Raw genomic sequence first — 19571 nt, forward strand, 5'->3', positions numbered from 1 at the left:
TGCTGCGCAACGACGCCGGCAGCAGGCAGAAAATCGGCACCGGACAACCGGGCCACCTTGGGAAAAGGACCTACACGCGATGAAGATCGAACGCCGTTTCACGAAGTCGGGGCAGGACGCATACGACGGTATTGATTTCCGGATCACCTCTTCGGAGATCCGCAATCCCGACGGGTCCACCGTCTTCAAGCTGGACGGCTGCGAAGTGCCCGCATCGTGGAGCCAGGTCGCCTCTGACGTCATCGCGCAGAAGTATTACCGCAAGGCCGGTGTGCCTTCCGAGATCGAGCCCGTGAAGGAAAAGGGCGTGCCCGCGTTCCTGTGGCGCGGCAAGCCCGCCGCCGGGGCCACCATGTCGGGTGAGACTTCTGCCCGGCAGGTGTTCGACCGGCTGGCCGGCGCCTGGGCCTATTGGGGCTGGAAGGGCGGCTATTTCACGACCGAAGAGGACGCTTCGGCCTATTACGACGAGATGCGCTACATGCTGGCCACCCAGATGGCCGCGCCGAACAGCCCGCAATGGTTCAACACCGGCCTGCACTGGGCCTACGGCATCGACGGCCCGGCCCAGGGGCATTTCTATGTCGACTGGAAGACCGGCAAGCTGACCAAGTCGAAAACCTCCTACGAGCATCCGCAGCCCCATGCCTGCTTCATCCAGAGCGTGCAGGACGACCTGGTGAACGAGGGCGGCATCATGGATCTGTGGGTCCGCGAGGCGCGGCTGTTCAAGTACGGCTCGGGCACCGGCACGAACTTCTCGTCGCTGCGCGCCGAGGGCGAAAAGCTCTCGGGCGGCGGCAAGTCGTCGGGGCTGATGGGCTTTTTGAAGATTGGCGACCGCGCGGCGGGCGCCATCAAGTCTGGCGGCACGACCCGTCGGGCAGCGAAGATGGTGATCGTGGACGCCGATCACCCGGATATCGAGGACTTCATCAACTGGAAGGTCCTCGAGGAACAGAAGGTCGCGTCCATCGTCGCCGGCAGCAAAATGCACGAGCAGAAGCTCAATGCCATCTTCGCGGCGATCCGGACCTGGGACGGTGCAGAGGCCGACGCCTACGACCCGGGCTCCAACGGGGCTCTGAAAGAGGCGATCCGCGACGCAAAGAAGGTCTGCATTCCAGAGACATACGTAAAGCGGGTGCTGGATTATGCCCGGCAGGGCCATACCAGCATCCACTTCCCCACCTATGACACGGATTGGGACAGCGAGGCCTACAACTCGGTCTCGGGTCAGAATTCGAACAACTCGATCCGCGTGACCGACGCCTTCCTGCAGGCGGTCCGCGAGGATGCCGACTGGGACCTGATCTCGCGCACCGACGGGTCGGTCGCCAAGACCGTCAAGGCCCGTGACCTGTGGGAGCAGGTCGGCCACGCCGCCTGGGCCTGCGCGGATCCGGGCATCCAGTTTCACGACACCGTCAACGCCTGGCACACCTGCCCCGAAGACGGGGCGATCCGCGGCTCCAACCCGTGCTCGGAATACATGTTCCTGGACGACACCGCCTGCAACCTGGCCTCGATGAACCTGCTGACCTTCCACAAGGACGGCGCGTTCCAGTCCGAGGATTACATGCATGCCTCGCGGCTCTGGACCGTCACGCTCGAAATCTCGGTGATGATGGCGCAGTTCCCGTCGAAGGAGATCGCCCAGCGGTCCTATGACTTCCGCACGCTGGGTCTGGGCTATGCCAACATCGGCGGCCTGCTGATGAACATGGGGCTGGGCTATGACAGCAAGGAGGGCCGGGCCATGGCCGGGGCGCTCACCGCGCTCATGACCGGCGTGTCCTATGCCACCTCGGCCGAGATGGCGGGCGAGCTTGGCGCCTTCCCGGGCTTTGCCAAGAACCGCGACCACATGCTGCGCGTCATCCGCAACCATCGCACCGCCGCGCACGGCCAGGCGGACGGCTACGAGGCGCTCGCGGTCAAGCCGGTCCCGCTGGATCACGCCAACTGCCCCGATCCGCGGCTGGTGTCGCTGGCCACGGCCGCCTGGGACGAGGCCCTGTCGCTGGGCGAGGCCAACGGCTATCGCAACGCGCAGGCCACCGTGATCGCGCCCACCGGCACCATCGGCCTGGTGATGGATTGCGACACCACCGGGATCGAGCCCGACTTCGCCCTGGTGAAGTTCAAGAAGCTTGCCGGCGGCGGGTATTTCAAGATCATCAACCAGTCGGTGCCCGCGGCGCTTGAAAAGCTCGGCTATGGCCCGGCCCAGATCGAGGAAATCATCTGCTATGCGGTGGGCCACGGCACCATCGGCCATGCGCCGGGGATCAGCCATGCCTCCCTGCGCCAGAAGGGCTTCACCGATGCCGAGATCGCGAAGGTCGAAGAGGCGCTTCCGCAGGCCTTCGACATCCGCTTTGTCTTCAACCAGTGGACCCTGGGCGAGGAGTTCTGCACCCGTACGCTGAAGATCCCGGCCGAGAAACTGTCGGACCCGACCTTCGACCTGTTGCGGCACCTGGGCTTCAGCAAGGCCGACATCGACGCCGCCAACAACCATGTCTGCGGGACGATGACCCTGGAAGGCGCGCCGCACCTGGCCGAAAAGCACTACGGCGTGTTCGACTGCGCCAACCCCTGCGGCAAGACCGGCAAGCGCTACCTCAGCGTGGAAAGCCACATCCGCATGATGGCGGCGGCGCAGAGCTTCATCTCGGGGGCGATCTCCAAGACGATCAACATGGCCAACCACGCCAGCATCGAGGATTGCCAGAAGGCCTACGAGCTGTCCTGGTCCCTTGGGGTCAAGGCCAACGCGCTCTACCGCGACGGCTCCAAGCTGTCGCAGCCGCTGGCCTCGGCGCTGATCGACGATGACGAGGACGCCCGCGAGACCCTGGAGAGCGGCAGCACCCACGAGAAGGCGACCGTGCTGGCCGAGAAGATCGTCGAGAAGATCATCATCAAGGAGGTCGAGAAGGCGCAGGCGCGGGACAAGATGCCCCACCGCCGGCGCGGCTATACCCAGAAGGCCATCGTGGGCAACCACAAGGTTTACCTGCGCACCGGCGAATACGACGACGGGCGGCTGGGCGAGATCTTCATCGACATGCACAAGGAGGGCGCGGGCTTTCGGGCGATGATGAACAACTTCGCCATCGCGGTGTCGGTCGGCCTGCAATACGGGGTGCCGCTGGAGGAATTCGTCGACGCCTTCACCTTCACCAAGTTCGAGCCGGCCGGGATGGTGCAGGGCAACGATTCGATCAAATCGGCGACCTCGATCCTCGACTACATCTTCCGCGAACTGGCGGTCAGCTACCTCGACCGCACCGACCTTGCCCATGTGAAGCCCGAGGGCGTCGGCTTCGACGAGATCGGCCGCGGCGAGGAAGAGGGGGCGCCGAACTTCCGCGAGATCCCCGACAGCCGCGGCGCCTCGCCGATGGATGTCCTGCGCCAGGTCGCGTCGTCCGGCTACGTCCGCAAGCGGGTGCCGCAAGAGCTGATGGTGCTTCAGGGCGGGGCCACGCCGTCGGTCGTCGTGGATGGGGCAGAGCCGGTCGCAACCCTCGCGACCATCGTCTCCGACGCGTCGACCGGGACGGGCGGGCTTGCGACCGCGACGAAAGGCACGACGTCGACCATCGCAATCACGGCCCGCGACAAGGCCAAGATGCAGGGTTACGAGGGCGATCCCTGCGGCGAATGCGGCAATTACACGCTGGTCCGGAATGGCACCTGCATGAAGTGCAACACCTGCGGCGGCACCTCCGGGTGCAGCTGAGGCGCCAGATTATTCGCGAATAATCTGGGTTGCGCGAGACAAGATACGGGAGCGCCGGGCAGTCAGGCAAATTCTGTCCCCCGCTTCCGTCCCGCCCCCCGAGGGGGGGCATGACGTTCAGGCCGCAGGCAGAAACCGGGCGGTACAAAGAACGAGCCTGAACGGCAAACCTAACGGGGGCTTCGGCCCCCGTTTTTTTTATGAAATTCAGGGCTTTGCAGGGGGATGTGAATGCGACGCACGACCTCGGGCCGCCGAAGGTGGCGCGACCCTTCCGCCTTTGCGGGGCCTGGCCGCGACGGCGCCGGCGATCCCGGGACCTAGCCCCGCGGGATGTCGAAGCCCGGTTCCGCCAGCTCGAAGCCTTCGAACCGGAACCCGGGCGAGACCGTGCAGCTGACCAGCGTCCAGTCGCCGGTGGAGCGGGCCGCCTGCCAGAACCCGGCCGGCACCAGGCCCTGGGGGCGTTCGCCCGCCGCAAGATCCGGGCCGAGGGTCTGGTCCGTTGCCGGGCCGTCTCCGGTCTCGGCGATGGACAGAACCAGCGGCGCGCCCGCGTTGTAGTGCCAGATCTCCACCGCATCGACCCGGTGCCAATGGCTGACCTCGCCGGCCTTGAGCAGGAAATAGATGCAGGTGCCCGCGGGGCGCGCGCCCTCGGCCGCCTCCGCCACCCAGGTCTGGCGGAAATGGCCCCCCTCCGGATGCGGAGAGAGGCCGAGCGTCGCGACGATCTCGTCGGCGGTCACCGGGCTCAGCCCCGCAGGACCGAGGTGCCGGCGTAGACCGCCGAGCTGCCCAGGCCCTCTTCGATGCGGATCAGCTGGTTGTACTTGGCCAGCCGGTCGGAGCGCGCCAGAGACCCGGTCTTGATCTGCCCGCAGTTGGTGGCCACCGCGAGGTCGGCGATCGTCGCATCCTCGGTCTCGCCCGAGCGGTGCGACATCACGTTGGTCATGCCCGCCCGATGCGCCATCTCGACTGCTTGAAGAGTTTCCGTCAAGCTGCCGATCTGGTTGACTTTTACCAGCATCGAGTTGCCCGCGCCCTTGTCGATGCCCATCTGCAGGCGCTTGGGGTTGGTGACGAAGAGATCGTCGCCGACAAGCTGGATGCGCTTGCCCAGCACCTCGGTCAGGTTGACCCATCCGTCCCAATCATCCTCGGAGCAGCCGTCCTCGATCGAGATGATCGGATAGTCGTTCACCAGCGCCTCGAGATACTTCACGTTCTCGTCGGAGGACAGCTTTTTCCCTTCTCCCGTCATGAGATAGACGCCGTCCTTGAAGTATTCCGTCGCGGCGCAATCCATGGCGAGGTAGATGTCCTTGCCCGGGGTGTAGCCCGCCGTTTCGATGGATCTCAGGATGAAATCGAGCGCTTCGCGGGTGGATTCCAACTCGGGCGCAAAGCCGCCCTCGTCGCCGAGCCCGGTGGACATGCCCGCCTCGGACAGCGCCTTTTTCAGGGTGTGGAAGACTTCGGACCCCATGCGCACCGCCTCGGCGATCGAGGTCGCGGCCACCGGCATGATCATGAATTCCTGGATGTCGATCGGGTTGTCGGCATGTTCGCCGCCGTTGATGATGTTCATCATCGGCACCGGCAGGACGCGGGCCGAGGTGCCGCCGACGTAGCGATAGAGCGGCTGCGAGCAATATTCGGCCGCGGCCTTGGCCGTCGCGAGGCTGACGCCGAGGATCGCGTTCGCGCCCAGCCGGCCCTTGTTGTCGGAGCCGTCGAGCTCGATCATCGCCATGTCGATCTCGACCTGCTCGGTCGCGTCGTAGCCCAGGATCGCCTCGGCGATCTCGCCGTTGACCGCGGCCACCGCCTCGCGCACGCCCTTGCCGCTGTAGCGCGCCTTGTCGCCGTCGCGACGCTCGACCGCCTCATAGGCGCCGGTCGAGGCGCCCGACGGCACCGCGGCCCGGCCCATCGAGCCGTCCTCGAGGGTGACGTCCACTTCGACGGTCGGATTGCCCCGGCTGTCGAGGATCTCGCGGGCGTGAATGTCGATGATCGTGCTCATGGGGTCTTTCCTCGCAATATTTGCGCTATCGGGACTGTTTTTACCGTCTTTGCCTATATCGTGCCCTGCGGCGGGAGGGAAGCGCGGGCCTTTTGGCCCGCGCGGATCTCGCGCCAGAACGCATAGAGGCCAGACCCCACGATCAGTGCCGCGCCCAGCAGGGTCGCCGCGTCCGGGCGTTCGCCGAAGACCAGCGTGGCGATCAGCAGCGCGAAGGCGATCCGCGAATAGCGGAACGGGGCGATGACGCTGACCTCGCCGGTGCGGGTGGCCGCCACGATCATCGTGTAGGCGATCATGCCGATGACCAGCGTCCCCGCCACGCCGAGCCAGGCAATCGGCGCGGGCGACACAGGGACATTGCCCGTCAACAGCAAGAGCAGGAAGCCGCCCGGCACCACCGCGGCATAGGCCACCGCGGACAGTTGGAACGAGGGGACGTCGGCGGGAATGTTGCGCGTCGCGAGGTCCCGCACCGCAAGCCCCGCCACGCCCACCAGAGCCAGCAGAGAGATCGGATCGAAGGCCGACGTCCAGGGGCGGATGACGATGAGGACCCCGACAAAGCCCGCGGCCACGGCGGACCACCGCCGCCAGCCCACCGTCTCCTTGAGGAAGGTGGCGGCGCCCAGCACGACCGCAAGCGGCGTGGCCTGCAGGATGGCCGAGGCTGTCGCCAGGTCGCCCAGGGTCATCGCCGACACATAGCCCAGGGTTCCGACGAGCTCGCCGGTGTTGCGCACGATCACCGCCCGGCTCAGCAGCGCCGGGGTCAGCAGGCGTCCGCCCCGCAGCCGCAGGAGCCCCCAGAAGGCGCAAAAGCCGCCCAGGCCCATCAGCATCAGCACCTGTCCGGTGGGAATCAGGGTCGCCGTCATCTTGATCAGGGCGTCCTCGACGGCAAAGACCGCCATCGACGCCGTCATCAGCAGCGCGCCGCGCAGGTTGTCCCTCATGTCTTGTCTTTGCGCCGCACGCCGTAAAGCTCCAGCCGGTGCCCGGTCAGGCGATAGCCCAGCTTGCGGGCGATCCGTTCCTGCAATTGCTCGATCTCGGGGTCGACAAACTCGATCACCTCGCCGCTTTCGAGGTCGATCAGGTGGTCATGGTGGGCCCGGTCCGCGGTCTCGTAGCGGGCCCGGCCGTCACCGAAATCGAGCTTTTCCAGGATACCCTCCTCTTCGAACAGCTTCACCGTGCGATAGACCGTGGCCAGCGAGATCGCCGCGTCCGCCGAGGCCGCGCGGGCATAGAGCTCCTCGACGTCCGGATGGTCGTCCGCGGCCTCCAGCACGGCCGCAATGGTCCGGCGCTGGCCCGTCATTCGCAGGCCCTTGTCCTCGCATCGCTGCAGGATGGTTCTTGCCATGGGATCGTCCTGTGTCCTCGCCAGTCGTCTCTATCGCAGCGGGCCGCGCGAGGCCAGCCGCGCAACCGGGGGGGCGGGGCCGGTTCATGCGGCAGCCTCCGGTGGGGGGACTGAACAGCTAGGGCAGCAGCTCTGGCTCCCGGCTCAGCCGGGAGGCAAGGCGCCCGACGGTCAGCCCCTGAACGATGATCGAGAAGATCACGACCACATAGGTCGCCGTCAGGATCACGGGCTTCCACTCGCTGTCCGGCAGCGACAGCGCCAGCGCGACCGAGATGCCGCCCTTCAGCCCGCCCCAGGTCATGATCGGGATCACCCCGGCCGAAAAGCTGCGGAACGGGCGCAGCAGCAGGACCGGCACGGCCACCGCCGCCAGGCGCGCCACCAGCGCCAGGGCGATGGCGAAGACCCCCGACAGCAGCAGGTCCGGCCCGAAGGCGACCGCGAAGACCTCGAAGCCGATCATCAGGAACAGCACCGCGTTGAGGATCTCGTCGACCAGAGTCCAGAAGGCATCGACATAGCGCCGCGTCTCTTCGGACATCCCGTGCCGGGTGCCGATCTCGCCGATCAGAAGCCCCGCGCAGACCGCCATGATCGGGGCCGAGACATGCAGTGCCACGGCCAGCTCGTATCCGCCGAACGCCAGCCCGAGGGTAATCAGCACCTCCAGCGAGTAATCGTCGATCCGGCGCATCACCCGGAAGGTGAGCCACCCCAGCACCAGGCCCAGCAGGGCCCCGCCGCCGGCCTCCTGCAGGAACAACAGGGCGGCGTCGGAAAGCCCACCCCCGGCACCCCCGGCACCCCCGGCATGGTGCGGGTCCGAAGGAAAGGCGAGGCCCAGCAGCACCAGGAACACGACATAGGCCACACCGTCGTTGAACAGGCTCTCTCCGGCGATCTTGGTCTCCAGCGCCTTGGGCAGGTCCGCGTTGCGCAGCACGCCCAGCACGGCGACCGGATCGGTCGGAGAGATCAGGGCGCCGAACACCAGCGCCACGATCAGCGGCATCCCCGTGAGCCAGGAAAAGCCGAAGCCCACGATGGCGGTCGACAGGCCGATGCCGATGGTCGCCATCAGCATCACCGGCAGCCATTCCGCCCGCAGCCGCTCTAGCTTCACATGCAGCGCCCCGGCGAACAGCAGCAGGCCCAGCATCCCCTCCAGCAGCGCGTCCGAGAACTCGATCTCCAGCACACCCGCGCGGATCGTCTCGGCCACCGTGAGCGCGGGAAACAGCGCGTCGGTCACGAGCACGGCGAGCGAGGCCAGCAGCGCCACCACCAGGATCCCGATCGCCGAGGGCAGCCGCAGGAACAGGTAGTTGATCGTGCCGAAGGCGCCGGCGAGCACGATAAGAAGCGAGGCAATCTGCAACAGGGTCATCCGGCGCTCCGTGGCTTTGGTCGGTGGCCAAGCGCTAGCACGGGCGCGGGGGTCGGGAAACTCTGCCCGCGGCAAGGTGCGGGAATTTCATCCAGGTGCCCCCTAGGGGCCGCACCAACGCCCCGGTGCCGATCTTGAACCGCGCGAGGCCGGGTGCTGTCTCGGTGTCCACCTGCCCGAGGTCGAGGCAGCGCACGCCCCTGGCCTGCAACCAGAGGATCGCCTCCCAGAGCAGCCGGCGATGGCTGTCCCGCCGCCGCGCCTCCGGCCCGCTCCAGCCGATGTGATAGGTCGCGGTGTCGCCGTGCAGGACCAGCAGGATGCCCGCGTCCTCGCCGCTTTGCAGGACCCGGACAGCCCCCGGCGCGACCGCTGCCATCGCCGCCGTGAGGCCGAGGGGCAAGGCGCGGTAGCGCCGCCGCCGGCGCTGCGCCGCCTCCCGCGCCAGAAGCCAGCCGTGCCGGGCGGGGTCGAAGGCGGCATGGTTCAGCCCCGGCGCCTCGGCCCGCCGCAGCGCTGTCCGCCAGGCCCCGTGCAGCCGCAGGCGCAGATCCTCCGGCGCGGGCGCGAGGTCCAGCAGCGCCACATGGGACGGCGTGGCGATGCGCCGGTAGCCCATGGCGCGCAGCGCGGCCCCGCAGGCGGCGCTTTCGGCATTGACGATCAGGGGGCGGAGGCCGTCGGCCGGGCCGGGGATCTCCGCGCGCGAGCTCAGCGTCAGCGGCAGGCCGCAGACCCGGCGTCGGACCACCAGCAGGCGCGCCTCGCCCAGGCACACCCGGAAGGTCTCGACGCCCAGCGCGGCCAGCGCCTCGGCAAAGATCGGATGTTGCTGCAACGCATTCATGGCCCAGTTAGGACAAAGTAAACCTAAGGGCGCGTTAATGGCGCCATGCGCGAGATCAAGAAGATTGCCGGCATTCATGCCCCCGCAATGCGGCTGACCCCGCTTGGTGCGGCGCTTCTGGCCGCGGGGATTGCCCTGCCGGCCGGGCTCCTGCTCTGTGGGCTGGATTGGCTGGTGTTCTGACGGGCGGTTCCTGACGGGACAGGGCAAGACGTCGCGCGGGCTCCGCAGGTGGGACCCTTTGCCGGACGTGAGGCATCATTGCGGACCGAGGGGCACGTCGTCAGGCCAGCTTTCAAGCAGGTCCAAGATGAGGGAAAGCCCGGCTCAGGGGCCGCTCTCGGACGCGGCATCGCAAAAGAGGTTGCAGCAGCAAGACAGCAGGCCGACGGCGTCGTCCAGATCCCCCTCGGTGCGGACGTTGTTCCCGCCGGCGGGGAAATCGAACAGCGCCCAGGGCTCGAAGCGCACACCCTTGTCGCCCGTCTCGATGAAGCGGGCGACCACGAGTTCGCCCGGGCGGCCGCGGAACAGCGCCAGCGACATCAGGATGCCGTCCGGAACCGGTCGGGTGTGGCGCAGGGCCCCGGGGCTGAACCCGGTCAGCTCGGCGGCGGAAAGCGGTGTGCGCTCGAACCCGCCGCGCACCGCTTCGCCGGCCGCCTCTATGGCCGCGGCGCGGAGGCGAAAGCGCCCCTCGACGAAGGCGGCGGATCGTGACGCTCCCCTTATGCAAAGCGCCCGGCGACCCGGGTGACGTGGTGCCTGCATTCGGCCCCCTCGGCCTCGCAGGCCACCTCCAACCCGTTGCGGGACAGGATCGGCACCGGCAGCGCAGTGCGCAGGCGGTCGTGCTCCTCGGGCGGCGTCTGCCGCAGAATCCGACCTTGTCTCTCTCCGAACGCCGGGTAATCGGCGCGGGCAAAGACGTCGGAAAAGACGTGGGCCTTCAGCACCGCGTCGCGCATCATTGGGCGCAGACGCACAAGCAGAGAGCGCCCTTCTTGCGGCTCACGTGCGCTTCGTTGACCATTCGAGCCAGGAAGATCGCTTGCGCCCCATCGAGGCAAGGGTGCGGATCTTGCAGGCGCCGATGCCCCCGGTCGAGACCCCGGCCGCGCCTTGCGCACCGCTTCCCTTCATCGCGCAAGGGTGGCCGGTCCGCCGGCCCCCCTCACCATTGCATCAAGGCCCGTCAGCCAAGCTGAACCAGCGCGTGCCGCTTCTTTCCGGCCGAGAGCTTGATCGGCGCCGACAGCGCACCGCGATCCAGCACCAGCCCCGCATCGGTCAGCGGCTGGTCGTCGAGCCGCGCACCGTTGTCGGCGATCAGGCGCTTGGCCTCCTTGCCAGAGCCGGCAAGCCCGGACCGGACGATCAGCTGCACCACCGAGATCCCGTCGCCCACTTCCTCGGCCGACAGCACCAGGGTGGGCAGGTCGTCACCGACGCCGCCCTTCTCGAACACCTCGCGGGCGGTCGCTTCGGCCGCGCGGGCCGCCTCGGGCCCGTGCAGCAGGCCCGTCACCTCGTTGGCCAGCAGGATCTTGGCCTCGTTGATCTCGGAGCCTTCCAGCCGCCCCATCCGGTCGCATTCCTCCACCGGCACTTCGGTAAAAAGCTTCAGGAACCGCCCCGTGTCGGCATCGGTCGTGTTCCGCCAGAACTGCCAGAAGGCGTAGGGCGACAGCATCTCGGCATCCAGCCAGATCGCGCCGCCCTGGCTCTTGCCCATCTTGCGCCCGTCCGAGGTGGTCAGCAGCGGCGTGGTCAGGCCATAGATCTCGTGGTCGAGCACCCGGCGCGTCAGGTCGATGCCGTTGACGATGTTGCCCCATTGGTCGGACCCGCCCATCTGCAACAGGCAGCCGTGTCGGCGGTTGAGCTCGAGGAAATCGTAGGCCTGCAGGATCATGTAGTTGAACTCGAGAAACGACAGCGACTGCTCGCGGTCGAGCCGCGATTTCACGGATTCGAACGACAGCATCCGGTTGACCGAGAAGTGCCGCCCGATGTCGCGCAGGAAATCGAGGTAGTTGAGCCCGTCGAGCCATTCGGCATTGTTGAGCATCATCGCGTCGCCGTCGCCCGCGCCGTAGCCGAGGTATTGCGAGAACACGCGCCCCATCCCGGCGATGTTGTCGTCGATCTGCGCCGGCGACAGCAGCGGGCGCTCGTCGGCCCGGAACGACGGGTCGCCCACCTTGGTGGTGCCCCCGCCCATCAGCGTGATCGGCTTGTGCCCGGTCTTCTGGAACCAGCGCAGCAGCATGATGTTCAGCAGGTGGCCGACATGCAGCGACCGCGCGGTGGCGTCATAGCCGATATAGGCCGTGACCGGCCCCCGCGACAGGGCGTCGTCCAGTCCCTGGTAGTCGGTGCAATCGGCCAGAAAGCCCCGCTCCATTATGGTGGCCATGAAATCCGATTTCGGGTGGTAGGTCATCGCTCTTGTTCCTTTCGGCCGCGCGAGGCACTCTATAGGGCGAGGCCGGTCAGAGGAAAAGCGGATGTTGAAGACGGGGCCCGTCCGGGCGCTTGGGGCGATGTCGGGCACGTCGCTCGACGGGGTCGATGCCGCCGTGATCGTGACCGACGGCCACGAGATCCTGGAGTTCGGCGAGACCGCGTATCGGCCCTATTCGCCCACCGACCGGATGATCCTGCGCGGGGCCCTCGGGCTCTGGCCGGGCGAGCCCGGGGTCGCCGCCGCGACCGAGGTGGTGGACGATTGCCACATGGCCTGTCTTGCCGGTCTCGCCGCCGACCTCGTGGGGTTTCACGGCCAGACCCTGGCCCACGATCCCGCCGGGCGCGGCACCCACCAGGCGGGCGACGGGCAGGCGCTGGCCGATTACCTGCGCCTGCCGGTGGTCTGGGATTTCCGCAGTTCCGACGTGCGGCTGGGCGGGCAGGGTGCGCCGCTGGCCCCGTTCTATCATTTCGCATTGGCCCGCCGCATCAGGGCCAGGGCACCGCTGGCCTTCCTCAACCTCGGCGGGGTCGGCAACCTGACCTGGATCGACCCTGCGCACCCCAGGCCCGAGACCGAGGGCGCCCTGCTGGCTTTCGACACCGGCCCGGCGAATGCGCCGATCGACGACCTGATGATGCAACGCCGTGGCCTGCCGCGGGATGCGGACGGGGCCCTGGCCCGGCAGGGCGATGTCGACGAAGGCGTGCTGGACGGCTTTCTCAAGCACCGGTTCTTTGCCCGGATGCCGCCGAAATCCCTCGACCGGGACGCCTTCGCGGCGCTGTCGCAGGCTGTCGCCGGGCTTTCCGATGCCGATGCGGCCGCCACGCTCACCGCATGTGCGGCCGCCGCGGTCGTGGGCGGGCTGGAGCATTGCCCGATCCCGCCCGAGCGGTTGCTCGTCACCGGCGGGGGGCGCCACAACGCCACCCTGATGGAGATGATCGCCGCCGGCGCCGACATCCCCGTCGTCCCGGTGGAGGCCGTGGGCCTCGATGGCGACATGCTCGAGGCGCAGGCCTTCGCCTATCTGGCCGTGCGGGTGATCCGCGGCCTGCCGACCAGTTGCCCAGGCACGACAGGCGTGGCCGCCGCCGTGGGCGGCGGACAGCTCAGCCGGCCCCAGCATCGCCTGGCGGCTCAGGCAGGCGCGGCACCCGCGGGCACAAGGGCCCACACGGGGATGTGACCGCGCCGGGCCACGTCCCCGCGCCAAATCCAGCCGATTCCGTCGCGCCAGGTGGCGGGGATTGGCCGAGCGCCGCCCCCTGCGCAAGCCGCCGATTGAACCGCCTCCCCGATGATCCGTTATGTCGCTCTCACGACGCGGCCCGCAAACAGGCAAGGGCCCCATCGACAGGAGTATGACCATGAGATTGACAGCCACCACAGCGCTGATCCTCGCAGCGACCACCCCGGCCTTCGCCGGCGGTCTGGCCGATCCGGCCCCCGACCAGGTGGTCGCCCCGGTGCAGATGGCGCCGCCTGCGCCGGTGCCCGCACCGGGCAACTGGACCGGTTTCTACGGCGGTGCGCAGCTTGGCTATGGCCGGATCGAGGCGGACCCGCTGGAGGACGGCGAGGCGACCGGCGCCACCTACGGTCTGCACGGCGGCTACCTTTACGATTTCGGCAGCATCGTCGCCGGCGCCGAGATCGACTACGAGGGCAGCAACATTTCCGACGACCCCACGGGCATCGACTTCGACCGTTTCGCACGGGCCAAGCTGCGTGTCGGCTATGACGCCGGACGGTTCCAGCCCTACCTCACGGGCGGCGCTGTCTGGGCGCAGACCAGCGGGGCGCTGGATGCCGAGGACTACGGCCGCTTTGCCGGTCTCGGCGTGGAGTACAAGGTGACCGACCGCGTCCGCGTCGGCGGCGAGGTGCTGCAGCACCAGTTCGAGGATTTCGACGGCACCGGGCTCGACCTCGATGCCACCACGGCCTCGGCCAGGGTGTCGTTCCAGTTCTGAGGCGCGACGTATCACTCTTCGGGTCGGGCCAGATTGCGCTCGCCCGTCGACCGGGGCCCTGATGAACCCCTCATCCCCCCAAAAGGGCCTCCGGTTCCAGGGCGGCGTTCTGCAGATCGCAGGGCGCCGCTTTTGGTTTCAGGATGGACGGGACGGGCTCAGTCCGTCTCGCGGTGCAGCAGCGCGTCGATCCGGCTGCCCGAGGCGGCGCGGCCCAGCGTGACGAAGCTGCCCCGCCCGAACATGTCGCCGGCCGCATCGAGGATCGCCTTGTGCGTCACCCGCGCCAGCGACGAGCCGAGCGACAGCCGCGCCACGCCGGCCTCGGCGTATTCCTGCAGCGATTGGTTGGCATATTGACCGGCCACCAGCGCGTTGACCGGCGCGGTGGTTTCGGCGCAGATCCGGCGCAGGTCGTCCATATGCGCGGGCAACGGCGCGTAAAGGCAATCGGCTCCCGCGGCCTCATAGGCCTTGAGCCGATCCAGCGCCGCGTCGATCCCGTAGGCCCCCAGCATCAGACCGTCGGCCCGCGCCGTCAGCACGAAATCGCGGTCGAGACCGCGCGCGGCCTCCACCGCCGCGGCGATCCGGGCCACGGCCAGATCGAAGGGATAGGCCGTGTCCGAGGGCAGGGCGATATCCTCGATGCAGATCCCGGCCAGGCCGGTCTCGGCCGCAAGACGCACGGTTTCGGCCACCTCTTCGGGGGATTGGCCGAAGCCGTTCTCGAAATCGCCCTGCACCGGAACCGAGACGGCGTCGACGATGTCGCGGGCATGGGCCAGCGCCTCGTCCCGGGTGATGGTGCCGCCGTCGGGCCGGCCGAGGGTAAAGGCATGGGCCGCCGAAGACGTCGCGATCGCCTTGGCGCCCAGCGCCTCGAGCATGCGGGCAGAGCCGCGGTCCCAGGCATTGGCCAGGATGAACGGGTCTCCCGGCACATGCAGGGCACGGAACGTGGCGCCGGGATCGTCTGACATCTGGTTTCTCCGGGGGAGGTGACCGGGCAAGCCTACGGCCAAGCCGCCCCGTCAGGCAAGCTTTGCCGACGTCTGCGAGCGCAGGAGCATGCCCATCAGGTCGCGCGGGTCGTCCGGATCGGCCAGCAGGTCGAGATCCACGTAATAGGCGGTGCCCCGGATCGCCTCGCGGACATAGCGCAGGGCCGAGAAATCCTCGATCGCGAAGCCGACGCTGTCGAAGAGGGTGATGTCCCGCGCCGATTGCCGCCCGGGCGCGGTGCCGGCGAAGACTTCCCAAAGCTCGGTGACCGGATGGTCGGGGGCGAGCTGCTGGATCTCCCCCTCGATCCGCGACTGCGGCGGAAATTCGACAAAGATCCGCGACCGGTGCAGGATCGCCTCGGCCAGTTCCGTCTTGCCGGGGCAATCGCCGCCCACCGCGTTGATGTGCACGCCCGGGCCGACCATGTTGTCGCTCAGGATCGTGGCATAGCGTTTGTCGGCCGTCACCGTTGTCAGGATGTCCGCGCCCTCGATCGCCTCCTGCGCGCTGGTGCAGGCGGTCACGTCGAGGCCGCGTCCGGCGAGGTTGCGCAGGGCCTTGCGGGTGGCGGCCGGGTCGGTGTCAAACAGCCGGACCTTGTCGATCCCGCAAATCGCCTTGAACGCCAGGCACTGGAATTCGCATTGGGCGCCATTGCCGATCACAGCCATCGTGCGGCTGCCTTCGGGCGCCAGGTGCCGCGCCGCAAGCGCCGACATCGCGGCGGTCCGCAGGGCGGTCAGGATCGTCATTTCCGTCAGCAACACCGGATAGCCGTTGGCCACATCCGCCAGCAGCCCGAAGGCGGTGACCGTCTGCAGCCCCGAGGCGGTGTTGGACGGGTGGCCGTTGACGTATTTGAAGCCGTAGAGCTCGCCATCCGAGGTCGGCATCAGCTCGATCACGCCGAGGTCGGAATGCGCCGGGATGCGCGGGGTCTTGTCGAAGCTCGGCCAGCGTTTGAAATCGGCCTCGATCGCGTCGGCAAGCTCGCTCAGCATCCGCTCCAGCCCGATGTGGTGGACCAGCCGCATCATGTCATCCACGGACACGAACGGCACGAGGGCCTTGGTGGAGGGCGTCGTCACGCGAGGCTCCCGGCGCTATAGGGTCGCGTGGGCCGGTCGAAGATCCGGCGGCCCAGCAGCGACGCAGTGAGGTCGACCATCAGCGAGGCGGTGCGCCCGCGATCGTCGAGAAACGGGTTGAGCTCCACCAGGTCGAGAGAGCCCACGAGGCCGCTGTCGTGCAGAAGCTCCAGCACCAGGTGCGCCTCGCGGAAGGTCGCGCCGCCCGGAACGGTCGTGCCCACGGCGGGCGCGATGGCGGGGTCGAGGAAATCCACGTCGAGCGAGACGTGCAGCAGGCCGCCCGCCGCAGCGACCTTGGCCAGGAAACCGCGCAAGGGGCCGACGATGCCTTCTTCGTCGATCATCCGCATGTCCACGAGGGTGGCGTCGGTCTCGGCCAGGGCCGCCCGTTCCGGCGCATCGACCGAGCGCAGCCCGATCATGCAGACGTTGCGCGTCGGCACAGTCGCCGGAAGCCCGGGAAAGGCGCCGAAGCCGGGCTGGCCGGTGACATAGGCCACGGGCGTGCCGTGCAGGTTGCCGCTGGTCGTGGTCTCGGGCGTGTGGAAATCGGAATGGGCGTCGAGCCACAGCACAAAGAGCGGCCGGCCGATATCCCGGGCATGGGCGGCCATCCCCGCGACGCTGCCCAGCGACAGCGAATGATCGCCGCCCAGAAAGATCGGCATGCCCTCGGGGGCGGCCTCGCGCGCGACCTTCATCAGGGTCTGGGTCCAGCCGACGGTCTCTGTCAGCTCGTGCAGGGCCGGGTTCGCGGGCAGCGGCTCGGGCAGGGAGGCCGGGGCGAGGTTGCCCAGGTCGAGGACGGTGCGGCCAAGCTCTTCGGCCGCACGGCGAAGGCCGGCCACGCGCAGGGCGTCGGGCCCCATGAGGCAGCCCTGGGCGCGCTTGCCGCTGTCCACGGGCGCTCCGATAAGGATGATGTTCTGTGTCATGCCCCGCAGGATAGGCATTTGCCGCGCTGGTGGAAGCCGGCGATATGTGCAAAACGGCAGCCATATCGCCCGAATTGGACAAGCGTGATGGACGAACTGGACAATCGGCTGATCGCCGCCCTGGTGCGCGACGGGCGCGCCTCGCTGTCGCTGCTGGCCGCCGACCTCGGGGTGACGCGGGCCACGGTGCGCAGCCGGCTCGCGCGGCTGGAGGCCTCGGGCGAGATCACGGGCTATACCGTGCTGACCCGTCGCGACCCCGGACAGGCGCCTGTGCGCGGGCTGATGATGCTGGGGATCGAGGGCACCGGCACCGAACGGCTGATGGCGCGGATCGCGGCGATGCCTGCGGTTCGCGCGGTGCATTCCACCAATGGAACCTGGGACCTGGTGGCCGAGATCGGCACCCGCACGCTGGAGGAGTTCGACGCCGCGCTCTTCGCGATCCGGCGCCTGCAGGGGGTCATCCGCAGCGAGACCAACCTGCTCTTGTCGACCCGGCAGGGCCGCTGAGGCTCAGGCCTTGCGCGGGGCGGTCAGCGCCAGCACCCAGATCACCGCGAGGGCGAGCGAGAACGACGCGTTCCAGCTGGCCATCGACAGGCCGAAGAGCTCCCAGGCGACCTCGTCGCAGAGCACCACGGGCTCGACCGCCGCGTTGCCCGGCAGCAGCAGGTCGCCGGAGAGCGAATTCAGGCCTTGCCCGCCCGAGGTGCAGCTGGTCGGGCCCATCCACCAGCCCCGCTCGACCCCGGTGTGATAGATCCCGATGCCCGCGGTGCCCAGCGCGGCCAGCCCGCCCAGCGCGGCCAGGATGCGCGACGGCGCCATCGTCAGGATGAGCGCCCCCAGCACGATCGCGGCCGCGTGGGGCCAGCGTTGCCACAGGCACAACTTGCAGGGCGCATAGCCCAGCAGCTGAAACACGAAGGCCCCGCCCAGCAGGGCCATGGATCCGAGGGTTGCGAGGGCGACAAGCTGGCGAAAGGTCATGGCAGGCTCACAGATAGGTGACGAGGGCGAAGCCGCTCACCAGTAGGACGCAGAAGGCGATGAACACGAGGTTCAGTCGACGCTCGATGAAATTGCGGATCGGGTCGCCGAATTTCCACAACAGCCCCGCCACAAGCAAGAACCGCAGCGACCGCGCGATGATCGACGACAAGACGAAGACCCAGATGTTCAGCGCCGTCACCCCCGAGGCGATGGTGATCACCTTGAACGGGAACGGGGTCACCCCGGCGATCAGCACCGCCCAGGCGCCATAGGCATTGTAGCGGTCGGCGAAGGCGCTGAAATCCTCGCCCTTGCCGTAGAATTCCAGCACCGGCTGGCCCACGGTCTCGAACAGACCGAAGCCGATCCAGTAGCCCAGCAGCGCCCCGGCGACCGAGGCCAGCGTGGCCACGCCCGCGATCAGGAACGCCCGCGAGGGACGGGCCAGGATCATCGGGATCATCAGCACATCGGGCGGGATCGGAAAGACCGAGCTTTCCAGAAATGCGACGATGGCCAGGGCCCACAGGGCATTCCGGGTCTCGGCGAGGGCGATCGTCCAATCGTAGAGGCGACGGATCATTTGCGGGCCTGTCCTGATACTTGCGTCCTTAGGCCATGCACCGCGGACGGGGTCAACCATGCGCGGCCGTCACATTTCGATCAGCGTGCCCATGTCCGGTCGCAACGCGGGTCGGGCGCGGTCCGGCAATGGCCCTCGCGGCCCCGCGCGGCCCCGCTCGGGAGGCCGTGACAGCGCCGCGCGGGCGGTGCTAGACGGGGCCCATCGCGGAGGTGCAGGATGAAATGGCAAGGCAGGCGGGGCAGCCGCAACATCGAGGATCGGCGCCGCCGCGCGGGTGGGCCCGGGCGCGGGGCCGCGGGGCTCGGCGGGGCCGGGCTGCTGGTCGTGCTCGTGGTGGGCTACTTTCTCGGGATCGACGTGACGCCGCTGCTCGACGAGGTCGGGCCGGGCGCACAGGGCGCCCCCTCCGCCGAGGTCACGCCGGCGGACGAGCGGGCAGGCCAGTTCGTCTCGGTCACGCTGGCCGACACCGAAGAGGTCTGGACGGCGGTCCTGGCCGCGCAGGCGTCGACGCGCTATGCGCCGCCCACGCTGGTCCTCTTCAAGGGCACCACCCGCAGCCCCTGCGGCGGGGCGAGCGCGGCCACCGGGCCGTTCTACTGCCCGGCGGATCGCAAGGCCTATCTGGACACCGCCTTTTTCACCACGTTGGAGCGACGGCTGGGCGCGGGCGGCGATTTCGCGGCGGCCTACGTGGTGGCCCACGAGGTGGCGCATCACGTCCAGAACGAGCTTGGCATCCTCGGCGAGGCCAACCGCCTCCGCGCACAGGTGAGCGAGGCCGAGAGCAACGCGATCTCGGTCCGGATCGAGCTTCAGGCCGATTGCTATTCCGGCATCTGGGCGCGCGGGGCCCAGGCCCGCTTCGGCAGCCTGGAGCCCGGCGACATCGCAGAGGCGCTGAACGCCGCCGCCCGGATCGGCGACGACGCATTGCAGCGCGGGGCGGGGCAGGCGGTGCGGCCCGACAGCTTTACCCACGGCACCGGCGCCCAGCGCCAGAGCTGGTTCCGAAGGGGCTATGAAAGCGGTGATCTGACGGCTTGCGACACATTCTCGGCCCGCAGTCCCTGAGCCCTTCGGCAGGCGTTGACGCCCCCTGTCCAAGGCAATA

The 19571-nt window shown here is 68.4% G+C and carries 20 protein-coding genes; 6 read left to right on the forward strand and 14 right to left on the reverse strand.

All coding sequences use genetic code 11. From position 1 onward, the window contains the following. Positions 1-79: 79 nt before the first annotated feature. On the forward strand, positions 80-3751 hold the full coding sequence (locus ROA7023_RS13565; protein ID WP_085879580.1) for a vitamin B12-dependent ribonucleotide reductase: 3672 nt from the start codon (positions 80-82) through the stop codon (positions 3749-3751). Positions 3752-4071: 320 nt separating this feature from the next. On the opposite strand, the gene ROA7023_RS13570 is transcribed toward ROA7023_RS13565, so the two are convergent. The 6 genes from ROA7023_RS13570 to ROA7023_RS13595 form a co-directional block, all read right to left on the reverse strand. Next, the gene (locus ROA7023_RS13570; protein WP_085879581.1) at positions 4072-4500 is read right to left on the reverse strand and encodes a cupin domain-containing protein; all 429 of its coding nucleotides are present in this window, start codon (positions 4498-4500) and stop codon (positions 4072-4074) included. Positions 4501-4505: 5 nt separating this feature from the next. Then, on the reverse strand, positions 4506-5783 hold the full coding sequence (eno, locus tag ROA7023_RS13575) for a phosphopyruvate hydratase (RefSeq protein WP_085879582.1): 1278 nt from the start codon (positions 5781-5783) through the stop codon (positions 4506-4508). Between the two features lie 53 nt (positions 5784-5836). Continuing rightward, positions 5837-6739, reverse strand: a complete 903-nt coding sequence (locus ROA7023_RS13580) for a DMT family transporter (RefSeq protein WP_085879583.1) — start codon at positions 6737-6739, stop codon at positions 5837-5839. Beyond that, complete coding sequence (locus tag ROA7023_RS13585; protein WP_085879584.1) at positions 6736-7152, reverse strand: Fur family transcriptional regulator; 417 nt, start codon at positions 7150-7152, stop codon at positions 6736-6738. Before ROA7023_RS13585 ends, ROA7023_RS13580 begins: the two co-directional genes overlap by 4 nt. Before the next feature lie 118 nt (positions 7153-7270). Continuing rightward, on the reverse strand, positions 7271-8542 hold the full coding sequence (locus ROA7023_RS13590) for a cation:proton antiporter (protein ID WP_085879585.1): 1272 nt from the start codon (positions 8540-8542) through the stop codon (positions 7271-7273). A gap of 34 nt (positions 8543-8576) precedes the next feature. Continuing rightward, positions 8577-9380, reverse strand: a complete 804-nt coding sequence (locus ROA7023_RS13595; RefSeq protein ID WP_085879586.1) for a GNAT family N-acetyltransferase — start codon at positions 9378-9380, stop codon at positions 8577-8579. Positions 9381-9434: 54 nt separating this feature from the next. Here ROA7023_RS13595 and ROA7023_RS24465 point away from each other — a divergent pair, with 54 nt between their 5' ends. Next, complete coding sequence (locus ROA7023_RS24465; protein ID WP_159458509.1) at positions 9435-9572, forward strand: hypothetical protein; 138 nt, start codon at positions 9435-9437, stop codon at positions 9570-9572. 144 nt (positions 9573-9716) lie between these two features. On the opposite strand, the gene ROA7023_RS25125 is transcribed toward ROA7023_RS24465, so the two are convergent. From ROA7023_RS25125 to tyrS, 3 genes are all read right to left on the reverse strand, one after another. Next, positions 9717-10160, reverse strand: coding sequence for a hypothetical protein (locus ROA7023_RS25125; RefSeq protein ID WP_234992214.1), 444 nt, complete (start codon positions 10158-10160; stop codon positions 9717-9719). After that, positions 10118-10375 (reverse strand): hypothetical protein, encoded by a 258-nt coding sequence (locus tag ROA7023_RS13605; RefSeq protein ID WP_159458510.1) that lies wholly within the window; start codon positions 10373-10375, stop codon positions 10118-10120. The genes ROA7023_RS25125 and ROA7023_RS13605 overlap by 43 nt, the downstream gene beginning before the upstream one ends. 209 nt (positions 10376-10584) lie before the next feature. Then, positions 10585-11835, reverse strand: a complete 1251-nt coding sequence (gene tyrS, locus ROA7023_RS13610; RefSeq protein WP_085879588.1) for a tyrosine--tRNA ligase — start codon at positions 11833-11835, stop codon at positions 10585-10587. 64 nt (positions 11836-11899) lie between these two features. Here tyrS and ROA7023_RS13615 point away from each other — a divergent pair, with 64 nt between their 5' ends. Both ROA7023_RS13615 and ROA7023_RS13620 read left to right on the forward strand, forming a co-directional pair. Continuing rightward, positions 11900-13054, forward strand: a complete 1155-nt coding sequence (locus tag ROA7023_RS13615) for an anhydro-N-acetylmuramic acid kinase (RefSeq protein ID WP_085879589.1) — start codon at positions 11900-11902, stop codon at positions 13052-13054. A 181-nt stretch (positions 13055-13235) separates the two neighbouring features. Beyond that, positions 13236-13841, forward strand: a complete 606-nt coding sequence (locus ROA7023_RS13620) for an outer membrane protein (protein ID WP_234992216.1) — start codon at positions 13236-13238, stop codon at positions 13839-13841. Between the two features lie 158 nt (positions 13842-13999). On the opposite strand, the gene ROA7023_RS13625 is transcribed toward ROA7023_RS13620, so the two are convergent. The 3 genes from ROA7023_RS13625 to rocF are packed head-to-tail and all read right to left on the reverse strand — an operon-like array spanning position 14000 to position 16875. Next, complete coding sequence (locus ROA7023_RS13625; RefSeq protein ID WP_085879591.1) at positions 14000-14824, reverse strand: isocitrate lyase/PEP mutase family protein; 825 nt, start codon at positions 14822-14824, stop codon at positions 14000-14002. 51 nt (positions 14825-14875) lie between these two features. Next, complete coding sequence (gene ocd, locus ROA7023_RS13630) at positions 14876-15937, reverse strand: ornithine cyclodeaminase (protein ID WP_085879592.1); 1062 nt, start codon at positions 15935-15937, stop codon at positions 14876-14878. Continuing rightward, entirely contained in the window at positions 15934-16875 is a 942-nt protein-coding gene (gene rocF / locus ROA7023_RS13635) for an arginase (RefSeq protein WP_085879593.1), read from the reverse strand. Before rocF ends, ocd begins: the two co-directional genes overlap by 4 nt. An 87-nt stretch (positions 16876-16962) precedes the next feature. On the opposite strand from rocF, the gene ROA7023_RS13640 reads away from it, so the two are divergent. Beyond that, positions 16963-17388, forward strand: a complete 426-nt coding sequence (locus ROA7023_RS13640; RefSeq protein WP_085879594.1) for an Lrp/AsnC family transcriptional regulator — start codon at positions 16963-16965, stop codon at positions 17386-17388. Positions 17389-17391: 3 nt separating this feature from the next. On the opposite strand, the gene ROA7023_RS13645 is transcribed toward ROA7023_RS13640, so the two are convergent. Together ROA7023_RS13645 and ROA7023_RS13650 are read right to left on the reverse strand one after the other, a co-directional pair. Continuing rightward, the gene (locus ROA7023_RS13645) at positions 17392-17868 is read right to left on the reverse strand and encodes a disulfide bond formation protein B (protein WP_085879595.1); all 477 of its coding nucleotides are present in this window, start codon (positions 17866-17868) and stop codon (positions 17392-17394) included. Positions 17869-17875: 7 nt separating this feature from the next. After that, positions 17876-18454, reverse strand: a complete 579-nt coding sequence (locus ROA7023_RS13650; RefSeq protein WP_085879596.1) for a YqaA family protein — start codon at positions 18452-18454, stop codon at positions 17876-17878. Between the two features lie 219 nt (positions 18455-18673). Here ROA7023_RS13650 and ypfJ point away from each other — a divergent pair, with 219 nt between their 5' ends. Then, positions 18674-19531, forward strand: coding sequence for a KPN_02809 family neutral zinc metallopeptidase (ypfJ, locus tag ROA7023_RS13655; protein ID WP_085879597.1), 858 nt, complete (start codon positions 18674-18676; stop codon positions 19529-19531). Positions 19532-19571: the final 40 nt, after the last annotated feature.

Source organism: Roseisalinus antarcticus (genome assembly GCF_900172355.1).
Classification (GTDB): Bacteria; Pseudomonadota; Alphaproteobacteria; order Rhodobacterales; family Rhodobacteraceae; genus Oceanicola; species Oceanicola antarcticus_A.